The organism is Hyphomonas sp., assembly GCF_013823385.1.
Lineage (GTDB): Bacteria > Pseudomonadota > Alphaproteobacteria > Caulobacterales > Hyphomonadaceae > Hyphomonas.
In genome coordinates this window covers 58,367-82,321 of the sequence record NZ_PNMA01000018.1, presented here as the reverse complement: position 1 = coordinate 82,321, position 23,955 = coordinate 58,367, and the positions used below count along the sequence as shown (strand labels likewise).

General features: G+C 63.4%; 23 protein-coding genes and 1 tRNA gene. 12 read left to right on the top strand and 12 right to left on the bottom strand.

Going from position 1 to position 23,955, the window contains the following annotated elements; genetic code table 11:
* The coding region (locus tag C0456_RS11935) for an ABC transporter permease (protein ID WP_291052237.1) at nucleotides 1-1,183 on the top strand (1,183 nt) is incomplete at its 5' end.
* Nucleotides 1,184-1,236: 53 nt separating this feature from the next.
* Here the strand turns inward: C0456_RS11935 and C0456_RS11930 are convergent.
* From C0456_RS11930 to rpsU, 5 genes are all read right to left on the bottom strand, one after another.
* Nucleotides 1,237-1,860, bottom strand: coding sequence for a glutathione S-transferase family protein (locus C0456_RS11930; RefSeq protein WP_291052234.1), 624 nt, complete (start codon nucleotides 1,858-1,860; stop codon nucleotides 1,237-1,239).
* A gap of 126 nt (nucleotides 1,861-1,986) precedes the next feature.
* Nucleotides 1,987-3,267, bottom strand: coding sequence for a hypothetical protein (locus C0456_RS11925; RefSeq protein WP_291052231.1), 1,281 nt, complete (start codon nucleotides 3,265-3,267; stop codon nucleotides 1,987-1,989).
* Nucleotides 3,264-3,590, bottom strand: coding sequence for a transcriptional regulator (locus tag C0456_RS11920; protein ID WP_291052228.1), 327 nt, complete (start codon nucleotides 3,588-3,590; stop codon nucleotides 3,264-3,266). Before C0456_RS11920 ends, C0456_RS11925 begins: the two co-directional genes overlap by 4 nt.
* 152 nt (nucleotides 3,591-3,742) lie before the next feature.
* Entirely contained in the window at nucleotides 3,743-4,381 is a 639-nt protein-coding gene (locus C0456_RS11915) for a hypothetical protein (protein ID WP_291052225.1), read from the bottom strand.
* A gap of 219 nt (nucleotides 4,382-4,600) precedes the next feature.
* Complete coding sequence (gene rpsU, locus C0456_RS11910) at nucleotides 4,601-4,855, bottom strand: 30S ribosomal protein S21 (RefSeq protein WP_367179257.1); 255 nt, start codon at nucleotides 4,853-4,855, stop codon at nucleotides 4,601-4,603.
* A gap of 90 nt (nucleotides 4,856-4,945) precedes the next feature.
* On the opposite strand from rpsU, the gene C0456_RS11905 reads away from it, so the two are divergent.
* The 3 genes from C0456_RS11905 (at nucleotide 4,946) to C0456_RS11895 (ending at nucleotide 6,651) form a co-directional block, all read left to right on the top strand.
* The gene (locus C0456_RS11905; RefSeq protein WP_291052222.1) at nucleotides 4,946-5,563 is read left to right on the top strand and encodes a COQ9 family protein; all 618 of its coding nucleotides are present in this window, start codon (nucleotides 4,946-4,948) and stop codon (nucleotides 5,561-5,563) included.
* Nucleotides 5,564-5,831: 268 nt separating this feature from the next.
* Nucleotides 5,832-6,167 (top strand): DUF2794 domain-containing protein, encoded by a 336-nt coding sequence (locus tag C0456_RS11900; RefSeq protein ID WP_035595244.1) that lies wholly within the window; start codon nucleotides 5,832-5,834, stop codon nucleotides 6,165-6,167.
* A 145-nt stretch (nucleotides 6,168-6,312) separates the two neighbouring features.
* Nucleotides 6,313-6,651, top strand: a complete 339-nt coding sequence (locus C0456_RS11895; RefSeq protein ID WP_291052219.1) for a hypothetical protein — start codon at nucleotides 6,313-6,315, stop codon at nucleotides 6,649-6,651.
* A gap of 39 nt (nucleotides 6,652-6,690) precedes the next feature.
* Here the strand turns inward: C0456_RS11895 and C0456_RS11890 are convergent, their stop codons facing one another.
* A complete protein-coding gene (locus C0456_RS11890; RefSeq protein WP_291052216.1) occupies nucleotides 6,691-8,544 on the bottom strand; it encodes a DUF885 domain-containing protein in 1,854 nt (617 codons plus the stop codon).
* Nucleotides 8,545-8,677: 133 nt separating this feature from the next.
* On the opposite strand from C0456_RS11890, the gene C0456_RS11885 reads away from it, so the two are divergent.
* From C0456_RS11885 to C0456_RS11865, 5 genes are all read left to right on the top strand, one after another.
* Entirely contained in the window at nucleotides 8,678-9,475 is a 798-nt protein-coding gene (locus C0456_RS11885) for a SapC family protein (protein WP_291052214.1), read from the top strand.
* Between the two features lie 165 nt (nucleotides 9,476-9,640).
* The gene (locus C0456_RS11880; protein WP_291052211.1) at nucleotides 9,641-11,776 is read left to right on the top strand and encodes a protein-disulfide reductase DsbD; all 2,136 of its coding nucleotides are present in this window, start codon (nucleotides 9,641-9,643) and stop codon (nucleotides 11,774-11,776) included.
* 48 nt (nucleotides 11,777-11,824) lie between these two features.
* Nucleotides 11,825-12,472 carry a redoxin domain-containing protein gene (locus C0456_RS11875; protein ID WP_291052208.1) on the top strand — a complete coding sequence of 216 codons (648 nt, stop codon included), beginning with the start codon at nucleotides 11,825-11,827 and terminating at the stop codon, nucleotides 12,470-12,472.
* A gap of 134 nt (nucleotides 12,473-12,606) precedes the next feature.
* A complete protein-coding gene (locus C0456_RS11870) occupies nucleotides 12,607-13,608 on the top strand; it encodes an alpha/beta hydrolase (RefSeq protein WP_291052205.1) in 1,002 nt (333 codons plus the stop codon).
* 93 nt (nucleotides 13,609-13,701) lie between these two features.
* Nucleotides 13,702-14,565 carry an ion transporter gene (locus C0456_RS11865; protein WP_291052202.1) on the top strand — a complete coding sequence of 288 codons (864 nt, stop codon included), beginning with the start codon at nucleotides 13,702-13,704 and terminating at the stop codon, nucleotides 14,563-14,565.
* Here C0456_RS11865 and C0456_RS11860 read toward each other — a convergent pair whose 3' ends face one another.
* From C0456_RS11860 to ggt, 5 genes are all read right to left on the bottom strand, one after another.
* A complete protein-coding gene (locus C0456_RS11860; RefSeq protein WP_291052199.1) occupies nucleotides 14,566-16,626 on the bottom strand; it encodes a cation:proton antiporter in 2,061 nt (686 codons plus the stop codon).
* Nucleotides 16,627-16,702: 76 nt separating this feature from the next.
* Nucleotides 16,703-17,524 (bottom strand): ferredoxin--NADP reductase, encoded by an 822-nt coding sequence (locus C0456_RS11855; RefSeq protein WP_291052197.1) that lies wholly within the window; start codon nucleotides 17,522-17,524, stop codon nucleotides 16,703-16,705.
* Between the two features lie 166 nt (nucleotides 17,525-17,690).
* A complete protein-coding gene (locus C0456_RS11850) occupies nucleotides 17,691-17,825 on the bottom strand; it encodes a hypothetical protein (RefSeq protein WP_291052194.1) in 135 nt (44 codons plus the stop codon).
* 118 nt (nucleotides 17,826-17,943) lie between these two features.
* Nucleotides 17,944-18,531, bottom strand: coding sequence for a thymidine kinase (locus C0456_RS11845; protein WP_291052191.1), 588 nt, complete (start codon nucleotides 18,529-18,531; stop codon nucleotides 17,944-17,946).
* 21 nt (nucleotides 18,532-18,552) lie between these two features.
* On the bottom strand, nucleotides 18,553-20,334 hold the full coding sequence (gene ggt, locus C0456_RS11840; protein ID WP_291052189.1) for a gamma-glutamyltransferase: 1,782 nt from the start codon (nucleotides 20,332-20,334) through the stop codon (nucleotides 18,553-18,555).
* Between the two features lie 94 nt (nucleotides 20,335-20,428).
* Here ggt and C0456_RS11835 point away from each other — a divergent pair, with 94 nt between their 5' ends.
* The 3 genes from C0456_RS11835 to C0456_RS11825 all read left to right on the top strand — a co-directional run bounded on the left by C0456_RS11835 (nucleotide 20,429) and on the right by C0456_RS11825 (nucleotide 22,643).
* On the top strand, nucleotides 20,429-21,412 hold the full coding sequence (locus tag C0456_RS11835; protein WP_291052188.1) for a P1 family peptidase: 984 nt from the start codon (nucleotides 20,429-20,431) through the stop codon (nucleotides 21,410-21,412).
* Nucleotides 21,409-22,512, top strand: coding sequence for a serine protease (locus C0456_RS11830; RefSeq protein ID WP_291052186.1), 1,104 nt, complete (start codon nucleotides 21,409-21,411; stop codon nucleotides 22,510-22,512). Before C0456_RS11835 ends, C0456_RS11830 begins: the two co-directional genes overlap by 4 nt.
* Before the next feature lie 54 nt (nucleotides 22,513-22,566).
* Nucleotides 22,567-22,643, top strand: a tRNA-Arg gene (locus C0456_RS11825).
* Between the two features lie 85 nt (nucleotides 22,644-22,728).
* On the opposite strand, the gene zigA is transcribed toward C0456_RS11825, so the two are convergent.
* Nucleotides 22,729-23,937, bottom strand: a complete 1,209-nt coding sequence (zigA, locus tag C0456_RS11820; RefSeq protein WP_291052183.1) for a zinc metallochaperone GTPase ZigA — start codon at nucleotides 23,935-23,937, stop codon at nucleotides 22,729-22,731.
* Between the last annotated feature and the right edge of the window lie 18 nt (nucleotides 23,938-23,955).

Genomic DNA, 23,955 nt, shown 5'->3' with positions numbered 1-23,955 from the left:
CCGCAGCAGCGACGCGGCCGCCGAGGCGCGGGCCCTGGCCGAGCAGATGAACATTCCCCTCGCCGAGGCCCAGGATCAGGTGGCCGATGCGGCCGGGGGGCGGAAATTCATCGAAGTGCCTGCGCCCGCGCGCACGCTGGAAGAATTGCGCCCCTGGCTGACGGGGGAGCGGACGGTTTCCGGCCCGGCGGGCGAGCGGCCATTATTTGCCGTGTTCATACTTTCCGAGGACGGATCACAGCTGGAATACTGGAGCGGGGACGTGAATGTCGACACGCTGCAGCGGACGGCGGAAATTGCCATGCGCGATCTCAGCCGCCGGGACGCGCTGGCCGCTTCCGGCCTCAATCCGGATTTCCTGAAACAGGCAGACGCGGCGGCGATCAAGGTGCCCGCCTTCCGCCTCAACGCCACGCAGGCGGGGGAAAGCGGCGCGGAAGTGACGATGGCAGACCGCGCGCCGGCGCTCGTGTCGGCAGCGCTTGCCTATTTCCTGTGGCTGATGATCTTCTCGATCATCCAGTACCTGTTGATGGGCACGATCGAGGAGCGGTCCAACAAGATCTTCGATACGCTGCTGACCTCCGTGCAGCTGCCTCAGCTTCTGGCGGGAAAGATGCTGGCGGTGTTTGCGGTCACTTCGACGATGATGCTGTCCTGGTCATTGTTCGGCATCGTGGGGTCTGCCGTTTCGGCTAGCCAGGTGCCCGGCATGGCGGACATGATCCAGCCTTTCATCGCGGCGGTGACCGATCCGAAACTGATCCTTCCGGCGCTGGTGAGCTTTGTGCTCGGCTATATTCTCTATGGCACCCTGTTCATGGCGCTCGGCTCGCTCTGCGACACGATCCAGGAGGCGCAGACGCTGCTCAGCCCGATGATGATCCTCTTGATGCTGCCGATGTTTGCGATCTTTGTGGCGTTCCAGGATCCCGGCTCGCCGATCGTGGACATTGCCTCGTGGATTCCCTTGTTCACGCCGTTCCTGCTGATCCTGCGGATGCCGCATGACCCGCCGATGTGGGAAGTGCTGGCGCAGATGGGGATGATGGTCGTGATTACCGCGTTGGTCGTCTGGGGCGCCACCAAGGTCTACCGCGCCGGCGCCGTACACGGCGCAGGCATTGGAGAGCTGGGCGGCATGATCAAGCGCGCCCTCGGTCTGAAACCGAAGGCGGGGTAAGGGCCTGGGAGGCCGGCACCGGTCTTCCTCCGAACGCCGGCTTCCGGAGCGTTTCAGGTCAAGGCCGCCATGCCTTTGGCCACAGCGGGTCTTTCGCCAATTCGGCCCAGCCATTCTTTAAGGCCCGGCTTTTCGGTCAGCGCCGGAAAGCCCAGGTCGAGACCCGCCTTGAGCCAGGGATAGTGCATGATGTCGGCGATGGAGTAATCGCCTGCCAGAAATGGCCGGCCGTCAGCGAGCATACGGTCCAGCACGCGCGTCAGGCGCACGGCTTCCTCGTAGAACAGCGCCTGCATCCGCGGGATTTTGTCAGCTTCGCTGGCCGTAAGCTGATCGTTCAGCCTGCCAAGGTTTGGGCCGATATGAGCCGCCTGGAAGAAGGCGCCCTGCAAGGCTTCGTATCGTGCCTTGCCGGATTTGGCGAGAAGTGTTCCGTGGGCGTCATACTGTTCTGCCAGATAGGTCAGGATTGCGCCGGATTCCCATATTTTGAGGCCTGTCTTGCTGTCTTCGATCACCGGGATCTTGTTGTTCGGCGCCAGCGACAGGAACCACGGCTCATGCTGCTCTTTGCGGGCGAGACTGACTTCGCGCAGGGTCCAGTCGAGCCCGAGCTCCGACAGCGCGATGGTCACCTTGCGGGTATTCGTGGTGGGGCCGCCATAAAGCGTGATCATGCCAATGTCTCCTTGGGGTATCTGGACTGAAGCGCGGCAACCCTCCCGCCGCCTGCACCCACGAAAGATATGTATGTGTACTGAATACTTTTCGGACAGGCCTTTTGGAGCGCGCTGGGGGATGCGTCAGACATCGGTCACCACCACCGGCGCGAAACCGCCGCCCGGTGTGCGGAAATTCGTCGTCTGACCCTGATAGGCGCGGGCGGCGAGCAGCAGCGGATCGCCGGCATAGGTGTAGACGCGAATGTCGAATTTCAGCTGGGCGGGGCCGGCATCCGTGCTGACCTGGCGCACGGGCGGGGGGACGAAGGACTGGGCGATGTATCGGGCGCCGAGTATGTCGTTCCAGACCCGGCGTGTGAGCTTGTCGCCCCGATACGCAGCGCAGCCTCCGAAGCCTCCGGCAGGCTTGAAGAAATAGCGCTTGCGTTCCGCCCAGAGAAGGTCTGCGTTCCCGGCCGTGACGATCACCGTTTCCGGCAGCTGCGCGAGCGTGTCTGCATGGTGGGGCGCCAGGCCCCAGGCCCTGACCTGCGCATTGTTTGAGAGGAATGCCAGGTTGCGCTTGTCGGCGAAAAGGGCGTGATGGCGCGGCGCAGGCGTGACGACCACCTGATCGCGCAGGAACGCCGCCCGCAGGGTTTCAGAGACCGGCGCCGCCAGGGCGAAATCCGTCAGCCGGTTATACACCATGTCGACAATGCGTCCGTCTGCCATCAGCCCTTTGGAGCTGAGGCTGAGGCCGCCGGCGTCGATGATGATCGTCTCGATGCCGGCGCGGTTGAGCGTGGCCTGGCCAAGCAGCATGTCGGGATAGAGGTATTGATCCGCCGGTGCTTCGTCGACGATGGCGAGGGTTCTCGGCGAACCGGAACGGCCCGCCCTGCGCCATTCAGACAGCATCATCTCGTATATGCGGTCTTCAAACCGTCCGGGTGCGAACGGAACGAAGCCGGGCGCGCCGCTGCGGGCGACGGCCTCGCCCAGGGCGCGAACAAGAAAGGCGCCGCCCGCATTGGTATTGATCTCGATCAGGCGCGGACCGTCCGGCGTGATATGGAAGTCATAGCCCATGAAGGCGCCGCGGGTTGCGGGCTGGAGATTGGCGACCGCGCAATCGGCCCGCGACAAGGCGGCACATTGGAAGGCTAGAAGCTCGGCCGCCGCTTCGATGGCATGGACCTGGTCCAGCATCGCGTTCAGGTCTTCCCGGGCAAGGAAAACACCGGTTCCGGCGAAAAGGTTGGGCCGGCCCATCAGAAGCGTGGCCATGTCCGGGATGGCGGTATCGGCAATGATTGCCGCGTCCAGCGCCGGACGGTTCAGCGGCAGACAGAAACAGGACGCGTTGAACGCCGCCACGTCCGATTTGCCGGCCCTGGACAAGTCGATCACCGGCCTCATGCACTGACCGCCTCGGCAACCGGCAGGCAGATATCAGGCCGCTTGGCACAACAATCCAGCATCAGGAACTGCATCAGGTCGCGGATGCGGTCATAGCAGGCCGAATACACCACCTGCCGCCCCCGGCGCTCCGATTTGGCGAGACCTGCATTCGTCAGGACCAGCAATTGAGCCGACGCAGTGGTTGCGCCCACCTTCGCGATCCGCGCGAGATCTCCTGCCTGTATGCCCTCCGGCCCCGCTTGAATGAGGCTTCGTATGAGCGTGAGCCGCCCCTCATGGGCTATGGCCGATAACATTTTTACCGCATCAAACTGTTTCATAATTCATGGATGCATGAATTATTGGATCATGACAAGAGACAAAACGCCATGAGGGGTGAAGGATCGATTTTGCGCTGGCGACAGCCGCCCAAAAAACGAAACCCCACCAGAGACTCTGGCGGGGTTTGCTTGGGTCTGGACCAGGCCTGTCTTCAGGCGACCCTTGCGGCGCCGAGAACGGGCATCGGGCGGTAGGATCTGGCGGCCGGTTCGATGATCTGCGCGTTCCAGGGCCGGCCTTGCAGCCAGGAGCCGTAATCAACGTTCTCCAAGCGCGGGGCGGGCAGGCAGTCGAGCGCTTCGATCACCGTGTCTGCGCGCTTGGAGATAAGGGAGAAGGTTTCGGCGCGCCGGTCACCGGCTTCAACCTGCGAGAATTCTGCCACGCAGCCTTCGCGCTGAAACTGCACGGTGCGCTTGTGGGCGGTGAACATCTGCGTGCCTGCATCGAGCCAGGAGATGAGATCGCCGGGCACCAGGATGCGGTGGGAGAGATCGGCGGCCGGAAACGCTTCCTGCAGATGGCGCACAATGCCGCGGCGCAGGGGGAATTCGGACCGGGCAATGACCTTCCAGCCCGTGAGCAGGCCATCTTCGCCGGTTTTCTCGAGGATCTCCACTGCTGCAACACCGTGCAACACGATCAGCCAGTTCGGGCGGGCAGGGGAGAACAGGTAGGTGTCTGTCCGGATCTCGGCGACGCCAAGGCCAAACAGATGATGAAGCGCTTCGATGTGCGGCAACCCTTCAGAGGGCCAGGCGCGATATTCGTACAGGCTGGTGCGCGGCATGGGAGGAACCTGACTTTTCCGTAAGCTCTGCGGTTCTGAACGAGCAAGGCGGCAATGGGTTCCATCGGGCGTGAAAATCAGAGTCAAATCAGGCCGTAACAGCGGTCAGGGTCGGCGCCATGCCCGGAAAAGAGGCAGCTGCGGGCAAACAAAAACCCCGCCAGAAATCTCTGGCGGGGTTTTTCGTGTGGTTCAGCGATACGCTGCGAAGCGATCAGCCTACACGATGCCTTCGCGCTGGGCGCGCTTGCGAGCAAGTTTGCGGGCACGGCGCACGGCTTCAGCGCGCTGGCGGGCTTTCTTCTCGGAAGGCTTCTCGAAGTGCTGACGGGCCTTCATTTCCCGGAACAGGCCTTCGCGCTGCATCTTCTTTTTCAGCGCGCGGAGGGCTTGCTCAACGTTGTTATCGCGGACGACGATCTGTACTATGGGACTTCTCCATCGGGTTCTTTCGGGCGCCAGGCACCCTGGAATTCGTTAATTACGGGCCTGACAGCCTAAGAAGCGCGGCCTATATCACGGTGAAACAGCTTTCGCCAAGCCCCTTGCGCCGGGAATCGACACATGACGACGCCACCTTCTGCACTGCTTCGCCGCCGCTGGCTGGAGGCCCTGCTTCCAGAGGTCGTTTTTGAGGGCTGGAGTGAGGCGGCGGCGGCGGCTGCCGCCGTCAAGGCGGGCCTGACGCCGGGCGAGCAGGCCCTGGCCGCTCCGCGGGGTGTCATCGACCTGATCGAGGGCTTTTTTGACGATGCCGAAGCCCGCGCGCGGGACGCGCTGGCAGGGGAGGACATGACCGGCCTGCGGGTGCCTGACAAGGTGAAGCGCGGTGTGCTCGCCTGGTTGGCCGAGTTGGAGCCCCACCGGGAAGCGGTGCGCCGGGCGGCGGCCCGCGGCTTCCTGCCCTGGGGCGCGGGGCCGGCGCTGCAGCGCAGCTGGAAAGTGGCCGATATGATATGGACCGCAGCGGGCGACACCTCTGAAGACTATAACCGCTATTCCAAGCGCGGCCTGCTGGCGAGCGTGATCCCGGCAATCGTGCTGCACTGGGCCGATAATCCGTCCCCGGAAGACCTTGAGTCCTTTGTCGCACGGCGTCTGGCGCATGCATCCGGGGTCGGACGAACGGCGGCGCGATTCGTGAAACCGATTCTCGACCGGATGCCGCAGAAGCAGCATTGAACGCGACGCGTGCAGCGCGCCGAAATTCTCTGAATTTTCAGGGGGTTGGGTTGTCGGACGGTGGCGCTACAAACACCCCAGGGGGCTGGGGGGGCTGATGGGTCCGGGGCGCTTGCTGAAGTCCTCCGTCCGACACCCATAAGATGGCTGCGCGATGCGGCGGGGGCAAGGCCGAATTGCGGTGAAACCGAGTCTGCGGGATTAATTATGCGTTAGCTCTACAAGGGGCTGGACGCGAACGGAAACCTGTGACGAAACTGTAACCGAGATGACGGATTCTTTCCACAGGAAACCTGCACCGGAACCGGTCGTTGCCTTCCAGAAGGCAGAGATGCAACCCATTCTCGATGTCTATGGCCGGCTGGTGATCGCGGGCGAGGCGCGCGACTATGCCATCGGCATGGAGGAGGATGTGGCGACCTTCGCGATCTTCCGCCGCCATGCCGAAAGCCCCACCTGGCGAATCGAAAAGGAACCTGCGCTGGCCAATCGTCAGGGCCAGTATGCGGTGTATGGATCAGCCGGGCAGGTGCTGCGCCGGGGGCGCGATCTGCGGCAGGTGCTGAAAGTGTTCGAATCGCGCCGCTTCACCATCGTGCGCTGACCGTTTTTCCACAGCCATATCCACACCCCTGTCCACAGCGGAGCGTTAACGGCGCGTTTGCCGTTTAACCCTTTGTTTACCAAAAACTTCTTGCGAACCAAACTGGAACATCATAAGAACATTCCACAAGGAACGGAGCAAGAACATGTTTGGTCAAGTCAGCTTTCGCGGCAAGTCAGGCAAGGCGTGGAAATTCCAGCGTACGGCGGCAGACGCCCCGTGGGCGCGCAGTGCCGGTGTGGTGATCTTTGCAGCCCAGGATGCCTGCGGCTGGCGCGTTTACCGGGTGATGGAGCTGTCCGGCCGCCCGCATGACATCCAGCCGATCTGGGCGCTGGCAGAGGCGGAGCGTTACGGCGCCAACGCCGTGTTCCTGGCGCTGGAGTTTGATGGCGGCCAGCGCGCGGCGATGGTGGCCGATCTGGAGGCCGGGTTCATGCCCGTCTGCCGGTCGCAACAGGCGCCGGTGCGGCTGGCGGCCTGAGAGGGTTTCCTTGGTGGTGGCGCCGCGCGGGGGCAGGGCTCAGTTCTGAACCTGCGCGGTGTACCAGCGGGTGACGTCTTCCTCGACCATGCCGAGCGGGCGCGGCCCGCCCATCAGGATGACCCGGTGAAATTCCTTCGGGTCGAATTTCGGGCCCAGAACGCGGATGGCGCGTTCCCGCAGATCGAGGATGCGTTCGCGGCCAATCCAGTAAGCTGCGGCATAACCCGGCCGCACCGTATAGCGGTCCACCTCGTCAGCGCTCTTTTCGAGGCTGAGGCCGGTGGTCTCTGCCAGATAGGCAATCGCCTGATCGCGGCTCCAGCGTTCACTATGGATGCCGGTATCGGCGACCAGCCCTGCAGCGCGCAACAGCATGGATTGCAGATAGCCGATGCGGCTAAGCGGATCTTCCGAATAAAGACCCAGCTCATCGGCAAGGGTTTCGGCATAGGAGGCCCAGCCTTCGCCATAGGCCACATTCCAGACCATCTGGCGCGCCAGTGGCAGATCAGCCTGGCGGGCTGCGCTGCTTTGCAGATGGTGGCCGGGCACAAGCTGATGAAAGGCCAGCACTGCCAGAGAGTAATCCGGCCAGTCTGCCAGGCGCCGGGCATTGATCTCCACCCGCGCCGGGCGGGTATCGCTGAGCGCGCGGGGAAGATACGCCGCCGCTGGCAGGAAACCTGCAAATTCCGGCGGCACGGCACGCAGGCCCGCCTTTTCCGCGGGGGTGATGTCAAACTGGCCGGGCAGGGCGGCTTCGGCCCGGTCCGCATGGGCCAGAATGCGGCCGATCAGGGCCGCGTGGCCTTCTTCTGTATCCGGATAAATCTGGCCGGGCTGGGCGGCGAGGAAAGCCAGACGCTCGCCCACGCTGCCGTCTTCAAGGCCGAGGGCAACCAGGGCGCGGTTTGTTTCTGCCAGCAGCGCGTCGACTTCCCGCTTGCCACGCTCATGCAGGCCAGCGGCCGAGGCGTCGTCGCCGGTATAGGCCTTGAGGGCGGCGGCGTAGTAGGCCGCGCCGTCGGGAAGCTGCCAGACACCGGGCAATTCCGGGGCGGTATTGGCCAGCGTGCTGAGGCTTGCGGCAAAGGCGGCGTAGGCGGGGCGCACATTCCCGGCGGCAATCCGGCGCACATCCGCCCGCAGCTGTTCGCGCTCTGCCGGTGTCAGCTCGGCGATGCCGGGCAGCAGGTTTTCGAAGTTCACCACGGCCGGGCTGGTCTCGGGCGGCACCGCCGCCGCAGCAGCCGCCAGCGCGTACATCCGGCGCAGGATGGGGGCAGGGGGCACCGTTCCGGCGCGGGTATCAGATTCCAGGCGCCGCCGGTCGTCCTCGATGGCATCGGCAAACTGGGCCATCCGGTCTGCATAGGCGCGCGCGTCTGCCGGTGTGCGCAGGGGATGGAAGCGCGTCAGAAGGTCGGGCACATCCAGATAGGCGCCGCGCGTATGGTCAGCCACATAGGGGTAGGACGCGCCCAGCGCAGAGGCGCCATGACCGGCCATGAACAGGGTTTCAGCAGTTTCGTGAGCTGCAATCAGCGTGTCGAGATGGCGGGCAAGGGCGCTGCCGCGCGCCGGGCGCGTGATGCGCACCAGAAGGTCACGTGTTTCCAGGCGCGAGAGGCGCGCGCGCTCATAGGCCGCCTGCGACCGGTCGGTCAGGAACCGGTTATAGGCATAGCCCGCATCCGCTTCCGGCAAGCCCAGCCGTGTGGCCAGTTCGGGATCCCGGGTCACTTCATTCTGGGCAACGGTGGTGAGGGTTCGCTCAATCTCCCGAGCGACGCGCCGCGGGGTGCCCTCGGGGTCTGCGCGCGGGGTGCAGGCAACCGGAAGCACGGCGATGAAAAGGGCTGCGCAAAGCCCCGCCGGCAAAAGGCGCACTGTTCTGCGTCCGCTTAAGGCTTGCATGACACTTATATTACTCGGTTTTCACTGTAATTGAGCTTGTTTCGGGTGTTGTGGCCATAGTTTATTTCCGTTACTTCTCCGGCAAAGTTCCGAGGAGCCACGCAACGTGACAACGCCCACTACGACAGGCGGTTCAGCCGCACTTTCCGGTCAAGTTCTGTTCTACAAGAATCCGCAGCCGCTTTCTGCTGAAGATCATGGCGGTCTTGGCGTGAAGCAGATCCCCCAGCCTTTCGGTTTCCTCCGCGAAGCGCACGCCGTTCCGGTGACGGTGACCGAGTTTGGCGTGTCGGCTGCCTCCTACCCGATCATCTTTGTCGGTGAAGAGCGCACGCCGGTTGCCGTGATGGGCGTTCGCCAGGGCGAGAACCTGTATGTGGACGCCAACGGCCTGGTGCTGGAAGACCACTACATTCCGGCCTTCGTGCGCCGCTATCCGTTCGTCTTCGCCACCGATGAGGGCTCTGACCGCCTTCTCCTCTGCGTGGACCGGTCTGCCCCGATGGTTTCCAACCAGCCGGAAGTGCCCTTCTTCCAGAATGGCCAGCCGACCCAGTTCACCAATGACGCCATCGAGTTCTGCAAGGAATTCGAGCGTCAGCGCCGCGCAACGGTGGACTTCGTGAAAATCCTCCGCGACATGGACCTCTTCGAGCAGAAGACGGTGACCTTCCAGCCGCGCGACCCGCAGGGCAACAATACCGGCCCCGCGCAGAAGGTTGCCGACTATTGGGCCATCTCCGAAGAGCGCCTGAATGCGCTTGCGCCGGAGAAATTCCTGGAGCTGCGCAACAATGGCGCGCTCGGCGCCTGCTATGCGCATCTCGTATCGCTGCTGAACTGGTCGAAAGTGGTCAACCGCGCTGTGCGCGCAGCGCCCCAGCCGGCCGAAGCGGTCTCCTGAGATCCTTCTTCTTCGTGATTTCCGGAACGGCCCTCCCACCTTGTGGAGGGCCGTTTCTTTTTTGACGCAGGCTGGCGGCATCACGAACCGGCGAGCAGGGGTTTCCCCGACCAGACGCCCGGCGCATATGTCATGCAATCGTTAGTGTTGACGGAGCTGCTGCACATGACAGGGTTTATCCGGCGTTTTGCCGTGGCCTTCCTCGGCCTTTCGCTCATGGCGGGGCTGGCCCATGCGCAGATGGACGAACGCCGGGCCGAGGCAGAGCTGATCTCAGACAGGGTCAGCGTCGCGCCCGGAGACACCTTCTATGCCGCGCTGCGGATGCAGATGGATGATGGCTGGCACATCTACTGGCGCAATGCCGGGGATGCCGGCCTGCCGCCGCGGCTGATCCTGAAAGAGGGCACCAGCCTGCCAGAAGACGCTGTGGGCGAGTTCCTCTGGCCCCTGCCGCACCTGATCCCCGTCGTTGAAGGCGAGATCATGGATTATGGCTATGATGACGAGGTTGTCTTCGCCTTTCCCGTGACGGTACCGCAGGACGCGAGCGGCGAGATCAAGATCGTTGCCGAGGCGGACTACCTTATCTGCGAGTCCATTTGCATTCCGGAATCGGCCGATGTGTCGCTGACCCTGCCGGTTGGCGCGCCGGTGGAGAATGCCGGGGCAGGCGCGAAGATTGGCGAATGGATCGCCCGCGTGCCGACCGCCTTTCCGGGGGAGGCTCGGATAGATGATGCGACTGAGCCCTGGAGGCTGTCGCTGCGCCTGGAAGCGGGTTTCCCGGAAGACGCGCACATCCGCTTCTTCCCCTTCAATCACGAGATCAGCCATCCGGCAGCCCAGCCGCAGCGGGCCGGGCCGGACGGCGCCAGCCTGTCACTGACTCCCGATCGCACAGGCAGCGTTTCAGACACGCTTGACGGCGTGATCCGCATAGATGCGCCGGGCGCCGAGCCTGTGGGCTACGAAATATCTGCCGCCCGCGGGGAGATATTTGCGGGGACCGCTGACCGGGAAGTGCAGGCCGTGATGCCGGGCAAGGGGCTTGGTTCTGCCGCTGATGGCGCCGCTCCGCTTGGTTTTGAGCGGATCGTGATGCTTGCCTTCTTTGCCCTCATCGGCGGCCTCATTCTCAATCTCATGCCCTGCGTTCTGCCGGTCCTCTCAATGAAGGCGCTCGGCATGGTGCAGGCGGCCGCCTCGGGCCGCGCCGGCGAGCTTAAGTCCCACGGGCTCTGGTATACCGGCGGCGTGCTGATTTCCTTTGTGGCGCTTGCAGGCGCGCTGCTGCTGGTGCGGCAGGCAACCGGCTCGGCAACGCTGGGCTTCCAGCTGCAGCACGCGCCGACAGTGGCCATCCTTGCCCTGGTGATGTTTGCTGTCGGCCTCTGGCTGATGGGCTTTTTTGAACTCGGCAGCTCGGTTCAGAACCTTGGCGGCACCCTGGCCAATCGTGGCGGCGCAGCGGGTGCCTTCTTTACTGGCGTGCTGGCCGCTGTGGTTGGCGCGCCCTGTGTTGGCCCCTTCCTGGGCGCCGCTTTGGGCGCTGTAATCGGTCAGCCGGCGCCGGCGGTGATCGCCGTCTTCCTGGCGATGGGTTTCGGCATGGCGCTGCCCTTCCTTATCCTCAGCTTTGTGCCGGGACTGCACCGCCTGCTGCCCAAGCCCGGCAAGTGGATGGACACGCTGAAACAGGCCTTTGCCTTTCCGATGTTCCTCACCGCTGCCTGGTTGCTCTCCGTGGTCGCAGGCCTTGCCGGGGCAGGGGCGGTCGGCTGGACGGTGGCCGGTGCAACGGCGCTGGTGTTTGCGATCTGGCTGGGGCGTCAGGGCGGGGGCCTCCGCAAGGGCGTTGCCGCGCTCGCGCTGGCTGGGGCGTTTGTCTATCCCGCCATGCAGGCCAATGTGCCCACCGCGCCGGTGAGCGGCAGCAGCCAGGCAGCTTTCACCGGCAGCTATGGCGAAGCAGCCTGGAGCCCGGAAACGGTGCAGGCGATGCTGGCGGAAGGCCGTCCCGTTTTCGTGGACTTCACCGCCAGCTGGTGCGCCAGCTGCCAGGTCAACAAGCTCACCACGCTGAAGACGCGCAAGGTGCAGGAGGCGTTCAAGGACGCCAATGTGGCCTTCCTGGTGGCAGATTTCACCCAGAAAGACCCGATGATCGCCGAAGAGCTGAAGCTGCGCGCGCGGGCCGGGGTGCCGATGTATCTCTGGTATCCCGCCGGGGCGAGCGAGCCGCAGATCCTGCCCGAGATCCTCACTCAAGAACTTGTCATTGGACTTGTCCAAGGATGACAGGGCTATACTTGGACTTAGTGTGAATATTCGAGACAGGAGACGACGATGATACTTTCCCGCCGCCACTTGAGCCTCGCCGCCGGCATGGCCGCTGCGGTTGCCCTCACTGCCGGAGCGCTGATTGCCTCCACAGCCGAAGCGGCCCCCAGCGCCGATGTGGGCAGCTCTGCCCCGGCCTTCACTGGCACAACCTCCAATGGCGAAACTGTCTCGCTGGCAGATTTTGCCGGCAAAACCGTCGTGCTTGAGTGGACCAATGATGGCTGCCCCTTCGTGAAGAAGCACTACGCCACCCCGCCGGCCAACATGCAGTCGCTGCAGGCATCAGCTGCGGCCGATGATGTTGTCTGGCTCTCGGTGATCTCCTCGCGGCCGGGCTCGCAGGGCCATGTCTCGCCTGAGAAGGCCAATGAGCTGACCACCTCGCGCGGGGCTGCCCCGGCACATGTGATCCTCGACGAGAGCGGTGACATCGGCCGTCTCTATGGCGCCAAGACCACGCCGCACATGTATATCGTCACGCCTGAGGGCAAGCTCGTCTATGATGGCGCAATCGATTCGATCCCTTCGGCAAAAGTCGAGGACATCGCCAAGGCGGAGAATTATGTGACCGCCGCGCTGGCTGATCTGAGCGCCGGCAAGCCGGTGGCGACCGCCAGCACCAAGCCCTATGGCTGCGCCGTCAAATACTGACCGGCAGCCAGACCGTTCCTGAACCAGGGCCGGCGGGGAAACCTGCCGGCCCTTTCCGTTTGCGCCTCTGACGTGGCGAAAGGGTTGCCGCCTGCCGGATATGGCTTCAAACCTGACAGCTGGAGGAGGCGCCGATGACCAGAGACAAGAACCCCATCGTCAAGGACCAGCCCGCAGAGATGCCGTCGGAAGGCGGACCTCTGGCAGAGTATGCGGGCGCGCTGCCGCCGGCTCCGGCCTGGTTCCACGAAGCCGTTGCGATGCCTTACGAGACCGGCAAGGTGATGGTGAAGGGCGCCGAAGTCACCTTCCAGCGCTGGGGCAAGCGCGGGGCGCCGGGCCTGTTGTTCGTGCACGGAAATGGCGCCCATGCCCATTGGTGGGATTTCGTCGCGCCCTATTTTGCCGAGTACTACAATGTTGCTGCGCTGACATTTTCCGGCATGGGCGACAGCGCGTGGCGAGACGCCTATGACATGGACACTTTCTCCGAAGAGGAGGTGGCGGTGGCCGAAGCCGCCGGCCTGTTCGATGCGCCGCGAAAGCCCGTGATCATTGCCCATTCCTTCGGCGGCTTCGTCACGCTGGTGACCGGCGCAAAGCATGGCAGCCGGTTTGAGGGCATGGTGATCGTCGACAGCCCTGTCAATCCGCCGGAACGCCCGAGAGACGGGCCCTCCCGCGCCAGCCGTCCGCATAAGGTCTATCCCGATCTTGCCGCCGCGCTCGCGCGGTTCCGCCTGGCGCCGCCTCAGCTCTGCGAGAACCATTATGCGATGGACTATATCGCCCGCTGGAGCCTGAAACGCGCCGAGGGGGGCTGGACCTGGAAGTTTGATCCGATGATCTGGACCCGGTTCGAGCCGGGGCTGGACCCTGCCGAGATGCTGAAGGCCGCCCAATGCCGCATCGCCATCATCCGCGGCGAGGAAAGCGCGCTGATGCCGGATGATGTGGGCGATTACATGCGCGGCCTCCTGGGTCATCAGGTGCCGTTCGTGTCGGTGCCCCATGCCCGGCATCATGTGATGCTGGACCAGCCGATTGCGTTCATCTCCACCCTGCGGATGCTGCTGGCCGAATGGGATCATTCCGATCCTCACCGCAGCGTGGACGGGCAGGGGGCGGGCGTTTGAGGCGACAGGGGCGGGGCGTCTTGATCCTTTAACTTGATCGCCCGGCTTCAGCGGCTAAGGCTTGCCCCCGCAAAGCATGGGAGAACGGGGACAATGCCAAAGGCCACTCTGGACGAAACAACGCACTATTCGGGCGCGGAAGCCTTCATCGAACAACCTGTAGTGCGCACGACGATCATGACGCTGATCGTCCTGAACGCGATTGTGCTCGGTATACTCACCTATTCGGAAGTCCTGCCGGACTGGCTCGTAGCCGCGCTCAATTTCTTCGATACGGTGGTGACGCTGATCTTCGTGGCGGAGATCCTGTTCAAGCTGTTCGTCTACCGGCTGCAATTCTTCAAGCTCGGCTGGAACTGGTTCGATTTCATCGTGGTCGGTGTGTCGCTCATCCCCGGCGGATCGGCCTTCACGGTGCTGCGCGCCTTGCGGGTGCTGCGCCTGTTGCGCCTCCTGCACTTCATCCCGACCATGAAGCGCATCACCGAGGCGCTGCTGACAGCCCTCCCCGGCATGGGGGCCATTCTGGCGATCCTGGGCCTTGTGTTCTACGTCAGCGTGGTGATGGCGACCTATCTTTTCAGCGGGTCGCAGAACACAGACAATTTCAGCACATTGACCGCCTCTTCCCTGACCATGTTTGAAGTGCTCACCATGGAGGGCTGGAACGACCACATGCGCGAACTGCTGGAAGAATATCCCTGGGCCTGGGCGTTCTTCATCCCGTTCATCCTCTTCACCGTCTGGGCGATCCTCAACCTCTTCACGGCGGTCATCGTCGATTCGCTGCAGGAAAGCGCCATCGAGAAAGTGCTCGATGCCGAGGAAAAGATCAGCGACGAGCTTGAAGCGCAGGAAACCCTGGAGGCCAAGCGCCACCGGGAACTGTTGCAACTGATAGCCGACCTGCGCGCAGAGGTTCAGGAGCTCAAGGCAGGCCGCGGCGACGCGCGCTGATCAGCGGTCGGGTATGGCGGGGATATACCCGCCCGGCAAGCTGGCGGGGCGGGCTTCCTCCACCCTTTCGGGTTCGGCCGGGTAGTAGAGGATCACGTTCGCCTTCGGCAGGCCCTGAACGATCCGGGCATGCAGCGCAATATCGCCGGGCGACCAGGCGAGGCCGCCCCGGCGGACGCCATATACCATGATCAAGTCTTCCGTATGGGCGAGCTTGGAAAGCGTTGGGACGAGCTTGTTCCATTTCTTCACCGCATGGAACTTCACGTCTTCAAAGATCGTGCCGTCCTCAAAATAGGTGGCAAAAGTCGCTGCGGCATCCTTGTCGGTGACGATGGTCACCTGTGCCCCGATCTGCGAGGCCAGACGACGGATGGTGTGCATTGCCTCGTAGAAGCTCTCTTCATGCTCCGCATGGGCTGGCAGCACGAGAAGGATGCGCCCGAGCGTCTTCAAGGGCGTCTGAATGCGTGAGACGAAGAGATTGAATGTCACTTGCCCGAGAAGCTGGTTGATCAGCGAGCCGCGCAGAAGTTCGTGGGTTGAGCCCGTCTCCGGCCACCCCACAATGAGATCGGTCGCCTGGGTGCGCTGCATCACCGAAATCAGGCCGGAGCCGACATTCACCGCATGAGTGAGCTGAGGTTCGGTGGGCACTTCGGCAGCAGAAAACTGGGAGGCGATCGCCTGCAACTCCAGTCGCGCCGATTGATCCGCAGCAGGGCTACGCGACAGGTTTGACAGGACACGAACCGGGCTTACCGGCTCGGAATGGTCAGTGTCGCGCAGCAGGATGGCAAGATCGATCACGCGATGGCCAGGCTGGCTGTTGGCGCAGGCAACAACGATATGCTGACGAACGTTCACATCCACCTTTTCCTGTACCACCGCTTCGGCCAGCGCGATGGCCCGGCCATAGCGCTGCACGACGATGGGCGCGAGGATGCAGGTGACGAAGATCATCATGATCGCGCCATTGACGACCTTTTCATCAAACAGCCCAAGGCTGAAGCCCACCATCGTTGCCGCGAGCGTGGCGGCCGCCTGCGGAACCGACAGGGCAAAGATGACCTGTGCCTGGTTGGTATTGTACCCAAGCAGCCGGCCGGTGGCATGCGCAGCTATCCATTTCGACAAGGTCACGACGCCCACCATTGTCAGCGTCACCAGCCAGGCATCAAACCCGCCCAGGAAGATGCGTGGGTCGAGCAGCATGCCGACCGACAACAGGAAGAAGGGAACGAAGATTGCCTCGCCGGTAAAGTTGATCCGGTTCATCAGCGTGCCGTGATGGGGAATCAGCCGGTTGAGTGCGAGGCCGGCGAGAAACGCGCCGACAATCGGTTCGGACCCGGCATAATGCGCCGTTGCCGAAATCGCGAAGACCACCGCCAGAACGAAAGCGAATTCCGACACGCCATCGCGCGCAATGTTTCGGAAGAACCAGCGCGCAATGATTGGCAGAAGGAAGAGGATGCCGGCAACATAGAGGCCGAGGCCCAGCGTCATCTGCAACCAGAAACCTTCGCCAGTTTCCCCGCGGGTCATTGCCGCGATGACGGCGAGTACCAGCAGCGCGAGCGAGTCGGTGATAATCGTTCCGCCTACGGCCGTTGTCACCGCCGGATTGCGCGCGATACCGAGGCGGCTGGCAATCGGATAGGTCAACAGCGTGTGGGAAGCGAAGGTACTGGCCAGAAGAATTGCCGCCAACCATTCAAAGCCCAGCACATAGCGTGCCGCCACCAGACCGATTGTCATCGGCACGGCAAAGGTCAGGAGGCCGAAGACCAGCGTCTGCATCTTCGACCTGTTGAGAACGGCAAGGTCCACCTCAAGGGCGGCGGTGAACATGATGTAGAGCAGGCCTACCGTGCCGAAGAGTACGAAGGACGTATCCCGCTCCAGCAAGCCAATGCCATTGGGCCCGAGCAGAGCGCCGGCAATCAGCAGGCCGATCATGCCCGGCAGGCGCCAGCGGCCAAGCACGATGGGCGCCAGCAGGATCAGCGCGGCCACGATCGCAAAGATCATCACCGGGTCTTTGACGGTCAGGTCCATTGCGCCCTCCAGCCGCTGATCCCGGCGGCCTGCTTATGCCGCACCGCAACATAAGCCGCTACGCTGGATAACAGTCTTAACCCGCGAAGGCTTTCTCGATGACGAATTCGGCCGGCGCGGCGTTCGAGCCCTCCGTCAGCCCGGCCTTCAGCATCAGCGCCTTCACGTCCTGGATCATCTCCATCGAGCCGCAGATCATCGCGCGGTCGGTCGCCGGATCCAGCGGGGGCACGCCGAGATCGGCAAACAGCTTGCCGTTCTCGATCAGCGTGGTGATGCGGCCCATGCGCTCGTGATGCTGGCGGGTGGTGGAGGTGTAGAGCTTCAGCTTGCCGCCCACCATTTCGCCCACCAGAGGGTCGGCGCTGAGACTGTCGATCAGGGTGCGGGAATAGGTCAGCTCGTTCACATCCCGGCAGGTATGGGTGACGATCACTTCCTCATAGCGCTCATAGGTATCGGGATCGCGCACCAGGCTGGCAAAGGGGGCAAAGCCCGTACCGGTAGAGAACATGTAGAGCCGCTTGCCGGGGGTCAGCGCATCCAGCACCAGCGTGCCCGTTGGCTTGCGCCCGAGCAGAACCTTGTCGCCCGGCTGGATTTTCTGCAGGCGCGAGGTCAGCGGGCCATCAGGCACCTTGATCGAGTAGAATTCCAGCTCCTCATCCCAGGCGGGCGAGGCAATGGAATAGGCGCGCAGAAGGGGTTTGCCGTCTTCCTTGGGCAGGCCGATCATCACGAATTCACCAGACCGGAAGCGGAAGCTCTGCGGACGGGTCAGCCGGAACCGGAACAGCCGGTCGGTATAATGCTCTACCGAGAGAACCGTTTCCTCGGTCGGGCCGTTCGGATTGGCTTTGACAGGCGCTGCCTGGCCTGCGGATGCGTCGGCGCTCATACCCCAAGATCTCCACTGTCTCTTGTTCGGGCGTCAGTTGACGCGGGCGCGGGGCAAATGCAATGCGTCAGATGAACGGTTTAGTTTTACTCAACCTGGAAAAGCGTGAGTCTCCGGCAAGCGGCAGGCTTTGAGACACCACCAGTCCGGTTTCGGGACATATCTCTTAACGCGTGATCTGGCTGGGGGCGTCCGGAGCCGCCTCTGGCGAAGCCGTCATGCCCAGAAGGATGAAGCCGACACTGAGAAGCAGCACCGCGATAACGGTGGGCAGATGCGTCTTGGCAGGATTTTGCCGCATATTGGCACCCTTTCTTTCTTCAACCACGCAGAAAGGCTGCATGCCCTCTGCGGCTGAAAGATGCGCGCTATGTGACATTCCATGCGATTTTTGTGCCGTTTTTGCGGAGGGCGCCCTGTCACCCGTTCGGGAAACGGCCCATCCGCTCTTCCCAGTGACGGCGGCAGACAGAGAGATAGGTCGCCTTGCCGATGGAAATCTGCTCGCCTTCGGTCAACGCCTTGCCGTCAGGCCCAAGGCGCACCACCATCGTGGCCTTGCGTCCGCATTCGCAGATTGTGCGTACTTCGCGCAACTCGTCGGCAATCGCCAGCAGGGCGGCAGAGCCCTCGAACAGCTCGCCCCGGAAGTCGGTGCGCAGGCCATAGGTCAGCACCGGCACACCGAAATGATCGGCCACGCGCGCCAGTTGCCACACCTGCTCCCGTGTCAGGAACTGCGCTTCGTCAACGAAGATCGCGTCGATCGGGTGAACGTTCCTCTGGTCCCGGATCAGGCCGAAAAGGTCCGTCTCCGTATTATAGAGAACCGCCTCGGCGGAGATGCCGATCCGTGAGCTGATATGTCCATCTTCGGCGTCGCGGTAGAGCGCGGAGGTCAACAGCAACACCTCCATCCCCCGCTCGCGGTAGTTATAGGCCGCTTGCAGGAGGATGGTGGATTTGCCGGCATTCATGGCGGCGTAGGAAAAGTAGAGTTTCGCCATGGCGGGAAGGGATGGCCTTGATCAGCGCAGGGAGAGGGCGACGCCTTCGCGGCGCGGGTCTGCCCCGCCCTCAAGACCCTTGTCGCGCACGACGATCACGTGAAGTCCGGAGTTTTCGCCGGTGCGCTCTTCGACCGTATACCCCATAGTGCGCAGCGCTTCAGCCGCTTGCGGGCCACCCTCTATATCGACTTCCACGGCAACCGTGTCGCCCCGCGCGATGATATTGGGAAGGGCAGCCGCTTCCTGGGCGGTCTTACCCCATTCCAGAACGCCGACCAGCGTTTTGGCCACATAGGCGATGATCGAATTGCCGCCTGGCGAGCCGGTCACCATGAAGAGGTCGCCGCCCTGATCGAAGACGAGGGTAGGGGACATGGAAGACCGCGGACGTTTTCCGGCAGCGACCGCATTGGCGACAGGCTTGCCGCCTTTTTCCGGGATCAGCGAGAAATCGGTCAGCTCGTTATTCAGCAGGAATCCCCCGGCCATGCGCGATGAGCCGAATGCGGCTTCCACAGTCGCGGTCATCGAGACGGCGTTGCCTTCAAGGTCGATGATCGAGATATGGGTGGTGCCTGCGCCGGGGGTGGTGGGGTCTTCCCCCCACATCGGGCGCAGAGGGTCTCCGCCCAGCACCACGCCGGGATCGCCGGGGAAGGATTTGGCGTCGGGCGCAAAGGCTTCCTTGGCGCGCGCCTTGATATAGTCCGGATTGATCAGGTCTTCGGTCGGCACCGGCACATGGTCGGCATCGGCCACATAATGATCCCGGTCGGCATAGCCGAGGCGCTGGGCATCGACGAAGGCTTTGAGCAACAGGCTTTCATCGGCATTCACCGTCGCGGCGGGCTTGAGATATTCGTAGAGGCCCATGATCAGGTTCTGGGCCACGCCGCCAGAGCTTGGGGGCGGCGCAGAGCAGATCTTGTACCCCGATTGCAGCGTGCCGCAGACGGCCGAGCGCACCTTCACTTCGTAATTGGCAAGGTCTTCCAGCGTCATGTCGCCGCCATCGGGGCCTTCATTCACCGCGCTGACGATCTCCGAGGCGAGCGCGCCGCGATAGAACGCGTCAGGGCCTTCATTCGCCACAGCCGCCAGGGTTGCCGCATAGGCCGGGTTGGTTCGGCGGAAGCCGGCCGGCAGCGGCTTGCCATCGGGATAGAAATAGGCCGCCGTCACCGGATTGTCGTCCAGGCGGATCACCGCGCGCAGGCGCTCGGACGCGATCACTTCGGCCAGGCGAGGGGAAACCTCGAAGCCTTCCTCGGCAAGTTCGATGGCCGGTTGGAACACGCTCGCCCAGCTGGCACGGCCGGCCGCGTCATGCGCCGTCTTGTAGAGCGCGATCTGGCCAGGCACGCCGACCGACCGGCCAGACTGCCAGGCGGTGAGGAAGTCCATCGGCTTGCCATCCTTGACGAACCAGTCCGGGCCCGCTGCAGCCGGCGCCGTCTCGCGGCCATCAAACACGGTGATCTCGTCGCGGGCGCGGTCGTAATAGACCATGAAAGCGCCCCCGCCGATGCCGGAGCTTTGCGGCTCGACAAGGCCCAGAACGGCGTGGACCGCGATGGCTGCGTCCACAGCATTGCCGCCCTCGCTCAGAACCCGGATTCCCGCTTCGACCGCGCGCGGGTCCGCCGCGGCCACCATCGCGCCCTTGGTCCAGGACACATCGCCCAGGGCTCCGGCGTCGCTGCCGGAAACAGGGGCGATGCTCGCCGCAGGTGGCGCCTTCGCCGCCGGCGCGCAGGCGGCCAGCAACAGGACAGCGGTGAGGGCGGTGAGATGGCGCATAGATCGTCCCTTTCTTGGCGCGGGGCTCCACTCCCTCTAAGGACTGAGGGCGAAGCAGAAACGTAGCAGGGCACATAGCATGGCAAGACCGGGTTTGCGCAACCTCATAACCGATGTTGACGGCATATCTGTCGGCCAGGCCGAAGATGCCGGGATTGTCACCGGAGTGTCCGTAATTGTCCCGAATTGTCCGGTTCTTGGCGCGGTCTGTGTCGCCGGTGGCGGGCCGGGTACACGCGAAAGTGACGTATTGGCCGCAGGCCGGCTGGTCTTTGACAGTGTCGACGCCATCTGCCTCTCGGGCGGTTCCGCCTTCGGGCTGGCGGCAGCTGACGGCGTCATGGCGGGCCTGAAGGCGCAGGGCAGGGGCTTTGCGCTGGTGCCAAGGCCCGGCGTGCCCGCTACCCCCATCGTGCCTGCCGCCATCCTCTACGACCTCGCCAATGGCGGCAACAAGGAGTGGGGTGACACATCCCCCTACGCCCGCCTCGGCCGGCAAGCATTTGATGCAGCAGGGGAAATTTTCGCTCTCGGCCGGGCAGGTGCGGGCTATGGCGCCCGCGCCGGACTCGCCCCCGGCGGCACCGGATCAGCCAGCCTCGTCACGAATGACGGTCTGACCCTGGGCGCGCTCGCGGCGGTCAACAGTTTCGGCTCTGTGCGGATGCCGGGCTCGGACGCATTCTGGGCCTGGCCTTTTGAAATCGCTGGAGAATTCGGCGGCGTGCGCCCTGATCCCGGCCTCGCCTTCGACCCTGAAGACTGGGGCGCCGCCAAGGCCAATCCCAGCCCCCGCGAGAATACCACCCTGGCCTGTATCGCGATCGACGCGATCGTCACCCATGACGAACTCCAGCGCATCGCCCAGATGGCTCTTGCCGGCATGGCCCGCGCCATCCGGCCGGTCTTTGCCCCCACAGATGGCGACGTCCTCTTCGTGATTTCTACCCAAAAGAAGGAAGCCGAAGGCAGCCGCCCGCTCACCATTGCCCGGCTGGGAGAACTTGCCGCCAGCACGCTCGCCCGCAGCATCGCTCGTGGTGTATATGAGGCTGAACGGCAGGAGGGACGGCCATGAACAGATATCTCAAACTGGCGGTGGGGACCGCCTTGCTCACCACCCTGGCGGGCTGCATGGTCGCCGGGCGCGACGCAGACATCGCCGACTGGCCGGGGATGGCCTCGGTGCAGACCGTATCGGGCAGCACGATCTATCATGAGTGCGGCGCAACCATGATCGCGCCGGAATGGGCGCTGACCGCGGCCCACTGTGTCGAGAATGTCCGCATCGAAACCAATGGCCGCGCCGCCCAGTATCTGGAGGAGGAGAATGGCCAGATGAGCCGCTTCGGCACGCTGGCCGTCGCTGTGGGGCTCGGCGATCTGACGGTTGTGCCGAAGGATTCGGTCTTTGCTGTCCGCGAAGTGCAGATCCATCCGGAATACAGGCCCGGCGCGCCCGAGAAGGGGTATGACCTGGCATTGCTGCGGATCGCCAGGCGCTGGAACGGCCCGACCATGGCGCTCGACGGGCTGACAGGCTCTGCCGGAGACCTGATGCAGCCCTACGCCAACATTCTCGCCGCCGGCTATGGCAAGGTCGGCGAGACCGCCCAGGGGCAGGAGGGCGTTGCCCGGGGAGGGCGGCATGTCCGCGCCCCGTCCCTGATCCTGCAGGAAGGCAATGTTCCGGCGGTCGACACAGGGGTCTGCAACCGCCAGATCCGGGCGCGCATCAATGAGGCAGGGCTGGCGGCCGTCTATCCGGATGTCTCGATTGATCCGGCGACCCAGCTCTGCGCCGGGATTGGTGGCTCCGACGCCTGCCAGGGCGATAGCGGTGGCCCGCTGGTGCTGCGCGGCCCGTCAGGAGAGCCGGTTCAGGCGGGGATTGTCAGCTGGGGCATGGGCTGCGCCCGGGCCGAAAGCCCAGGTGTTTACATGCGGGTCGCGGCTTTCGCGCCATGGGTCAGCGCCGTCACCGGCGTTCCCTTGCCGGAGCAACCCTCTGTATCGGAAGGAGTTTCCGACGCCGCCGCCCCGGTTCTGAGTGAGGACGCGCCAGAGGAGGCGCCGGAGGTGCCTGCAGAGACCGCGGCGGAAAGCGAGGCAGACGCCCCCACCGGACCGGCCGAAGAAACACCCCCTGAAGAGACTGCACAAGATACCGGCAATTGAGGCTTGCAAGGTCGCAAACCCGCCTGTATGTGTCCCGCTTCTTCAAGTGGCCAAGCACCCGTAGCTCAGCTGGATAGAGCACCAGACTACGAATCTGGGGGTCAGGAGTTCGAATCTCTTCGGGTGCGCCATTTTGTTGAACGCCTTGATTGGCGATCATTTTCCGGAAAATTCCAGTGATGTTGCGGCAGCTCGCGGGTGCGCTGGCGCTCGCGGTCAGCCCCAGGGCGGGAAGGGGTCTTGCAGGTCGGTTCGGGGCTGCAGGCTGCCGGCCTTTGAGATTGCGCCGGGATCTGTGAGGCAGGCGTCGAGCCTGGCGGTGAGGGCGGCCTGGTCCATTCCGATGCCGATCAGGACAATTTCCTGGCGCCGATCTCCGAAGCGGGCGTCCCAGACGCTTTCAAGATAACGCAGGACTTCCGGACTATCCGGGCGTTGATCTTCGGGCACGGCTGCCCACCAACGTCCCATCCGCTCATGCCGCACCAGCGCGCCCGCCTGGCTAATTTCCGCCATCCAGTCAGGCCGTGTCGCGAGCCAGAAGAAACCTTTTGCGCGAACCACGTTCGGCCAGGGAGAATTCACGAAGGCATGAAATTTTGCCGGGTCAAACGGGCGGCGCGCGCGATAGACGAAGCTTTCGATGCCGTATTCTTCACTCTCGGGCACATGATCTGCAAAGCCGTAGAGTTCCTTGGCCCAATGCGGCTGCTGGTGTGCCTTTTCAAAATCAAAGCGGCCCGTGCCAAGCACCTCGCCCAGCTCCACATCCGAGAAATCCGTTTCGATGATCCTGGCATTTGTATTCAGGGAACGGATCACCTGGTGGATTATCTCGCGGTCACCGGGCGAAACCAGGCTGACCTTGTTCATGATGATGACGTCGGCAAACTCTATCTGATCCACCAGAAGCTGGACCAAGGGGCGCTCGTCGTCTTCTCCGAGGCTTTCGCCGCGGTCTGCCAGAAAATCCGTGCTCGAATAATCACTGAGGATGTTGGCGGCATCGACCACGGTGACCATCGTATCGATTTGAGCAATGTCTCCGAGCGAATAGCCCGCCTCATCCCGGAAATCGAAGGTGGCGGCCACGGGCAGGGGCTCTGAAATGCCGGTGGATTCGATCAGCAGGTAATCAAAGCGCCCTTCCTCCGCCAGGCGGGCGACCTCTTTCAGCAGATCTTCGCGCAGGGTGCAGCAGATGCAGCCATTGGACATCTCCACCAGCACCTCTTCCGTGCGGGAGAGACCGGAGCCGTTCTGACGGACGAGTTCAGCATCAATATTCACCTCGCTCATGTCGTTGACGATGACCGCGACACGGCGGCCTTCCCGGTTGTTCAGAATGTGATTGAGCAGGGTGGTCTTCCCCGCGCCCAGAAAGCCGGAAAGAACGGTGACGGGAAGTTTAGAGGGCTGTGTCATGGCGGTCTCGACAGATTT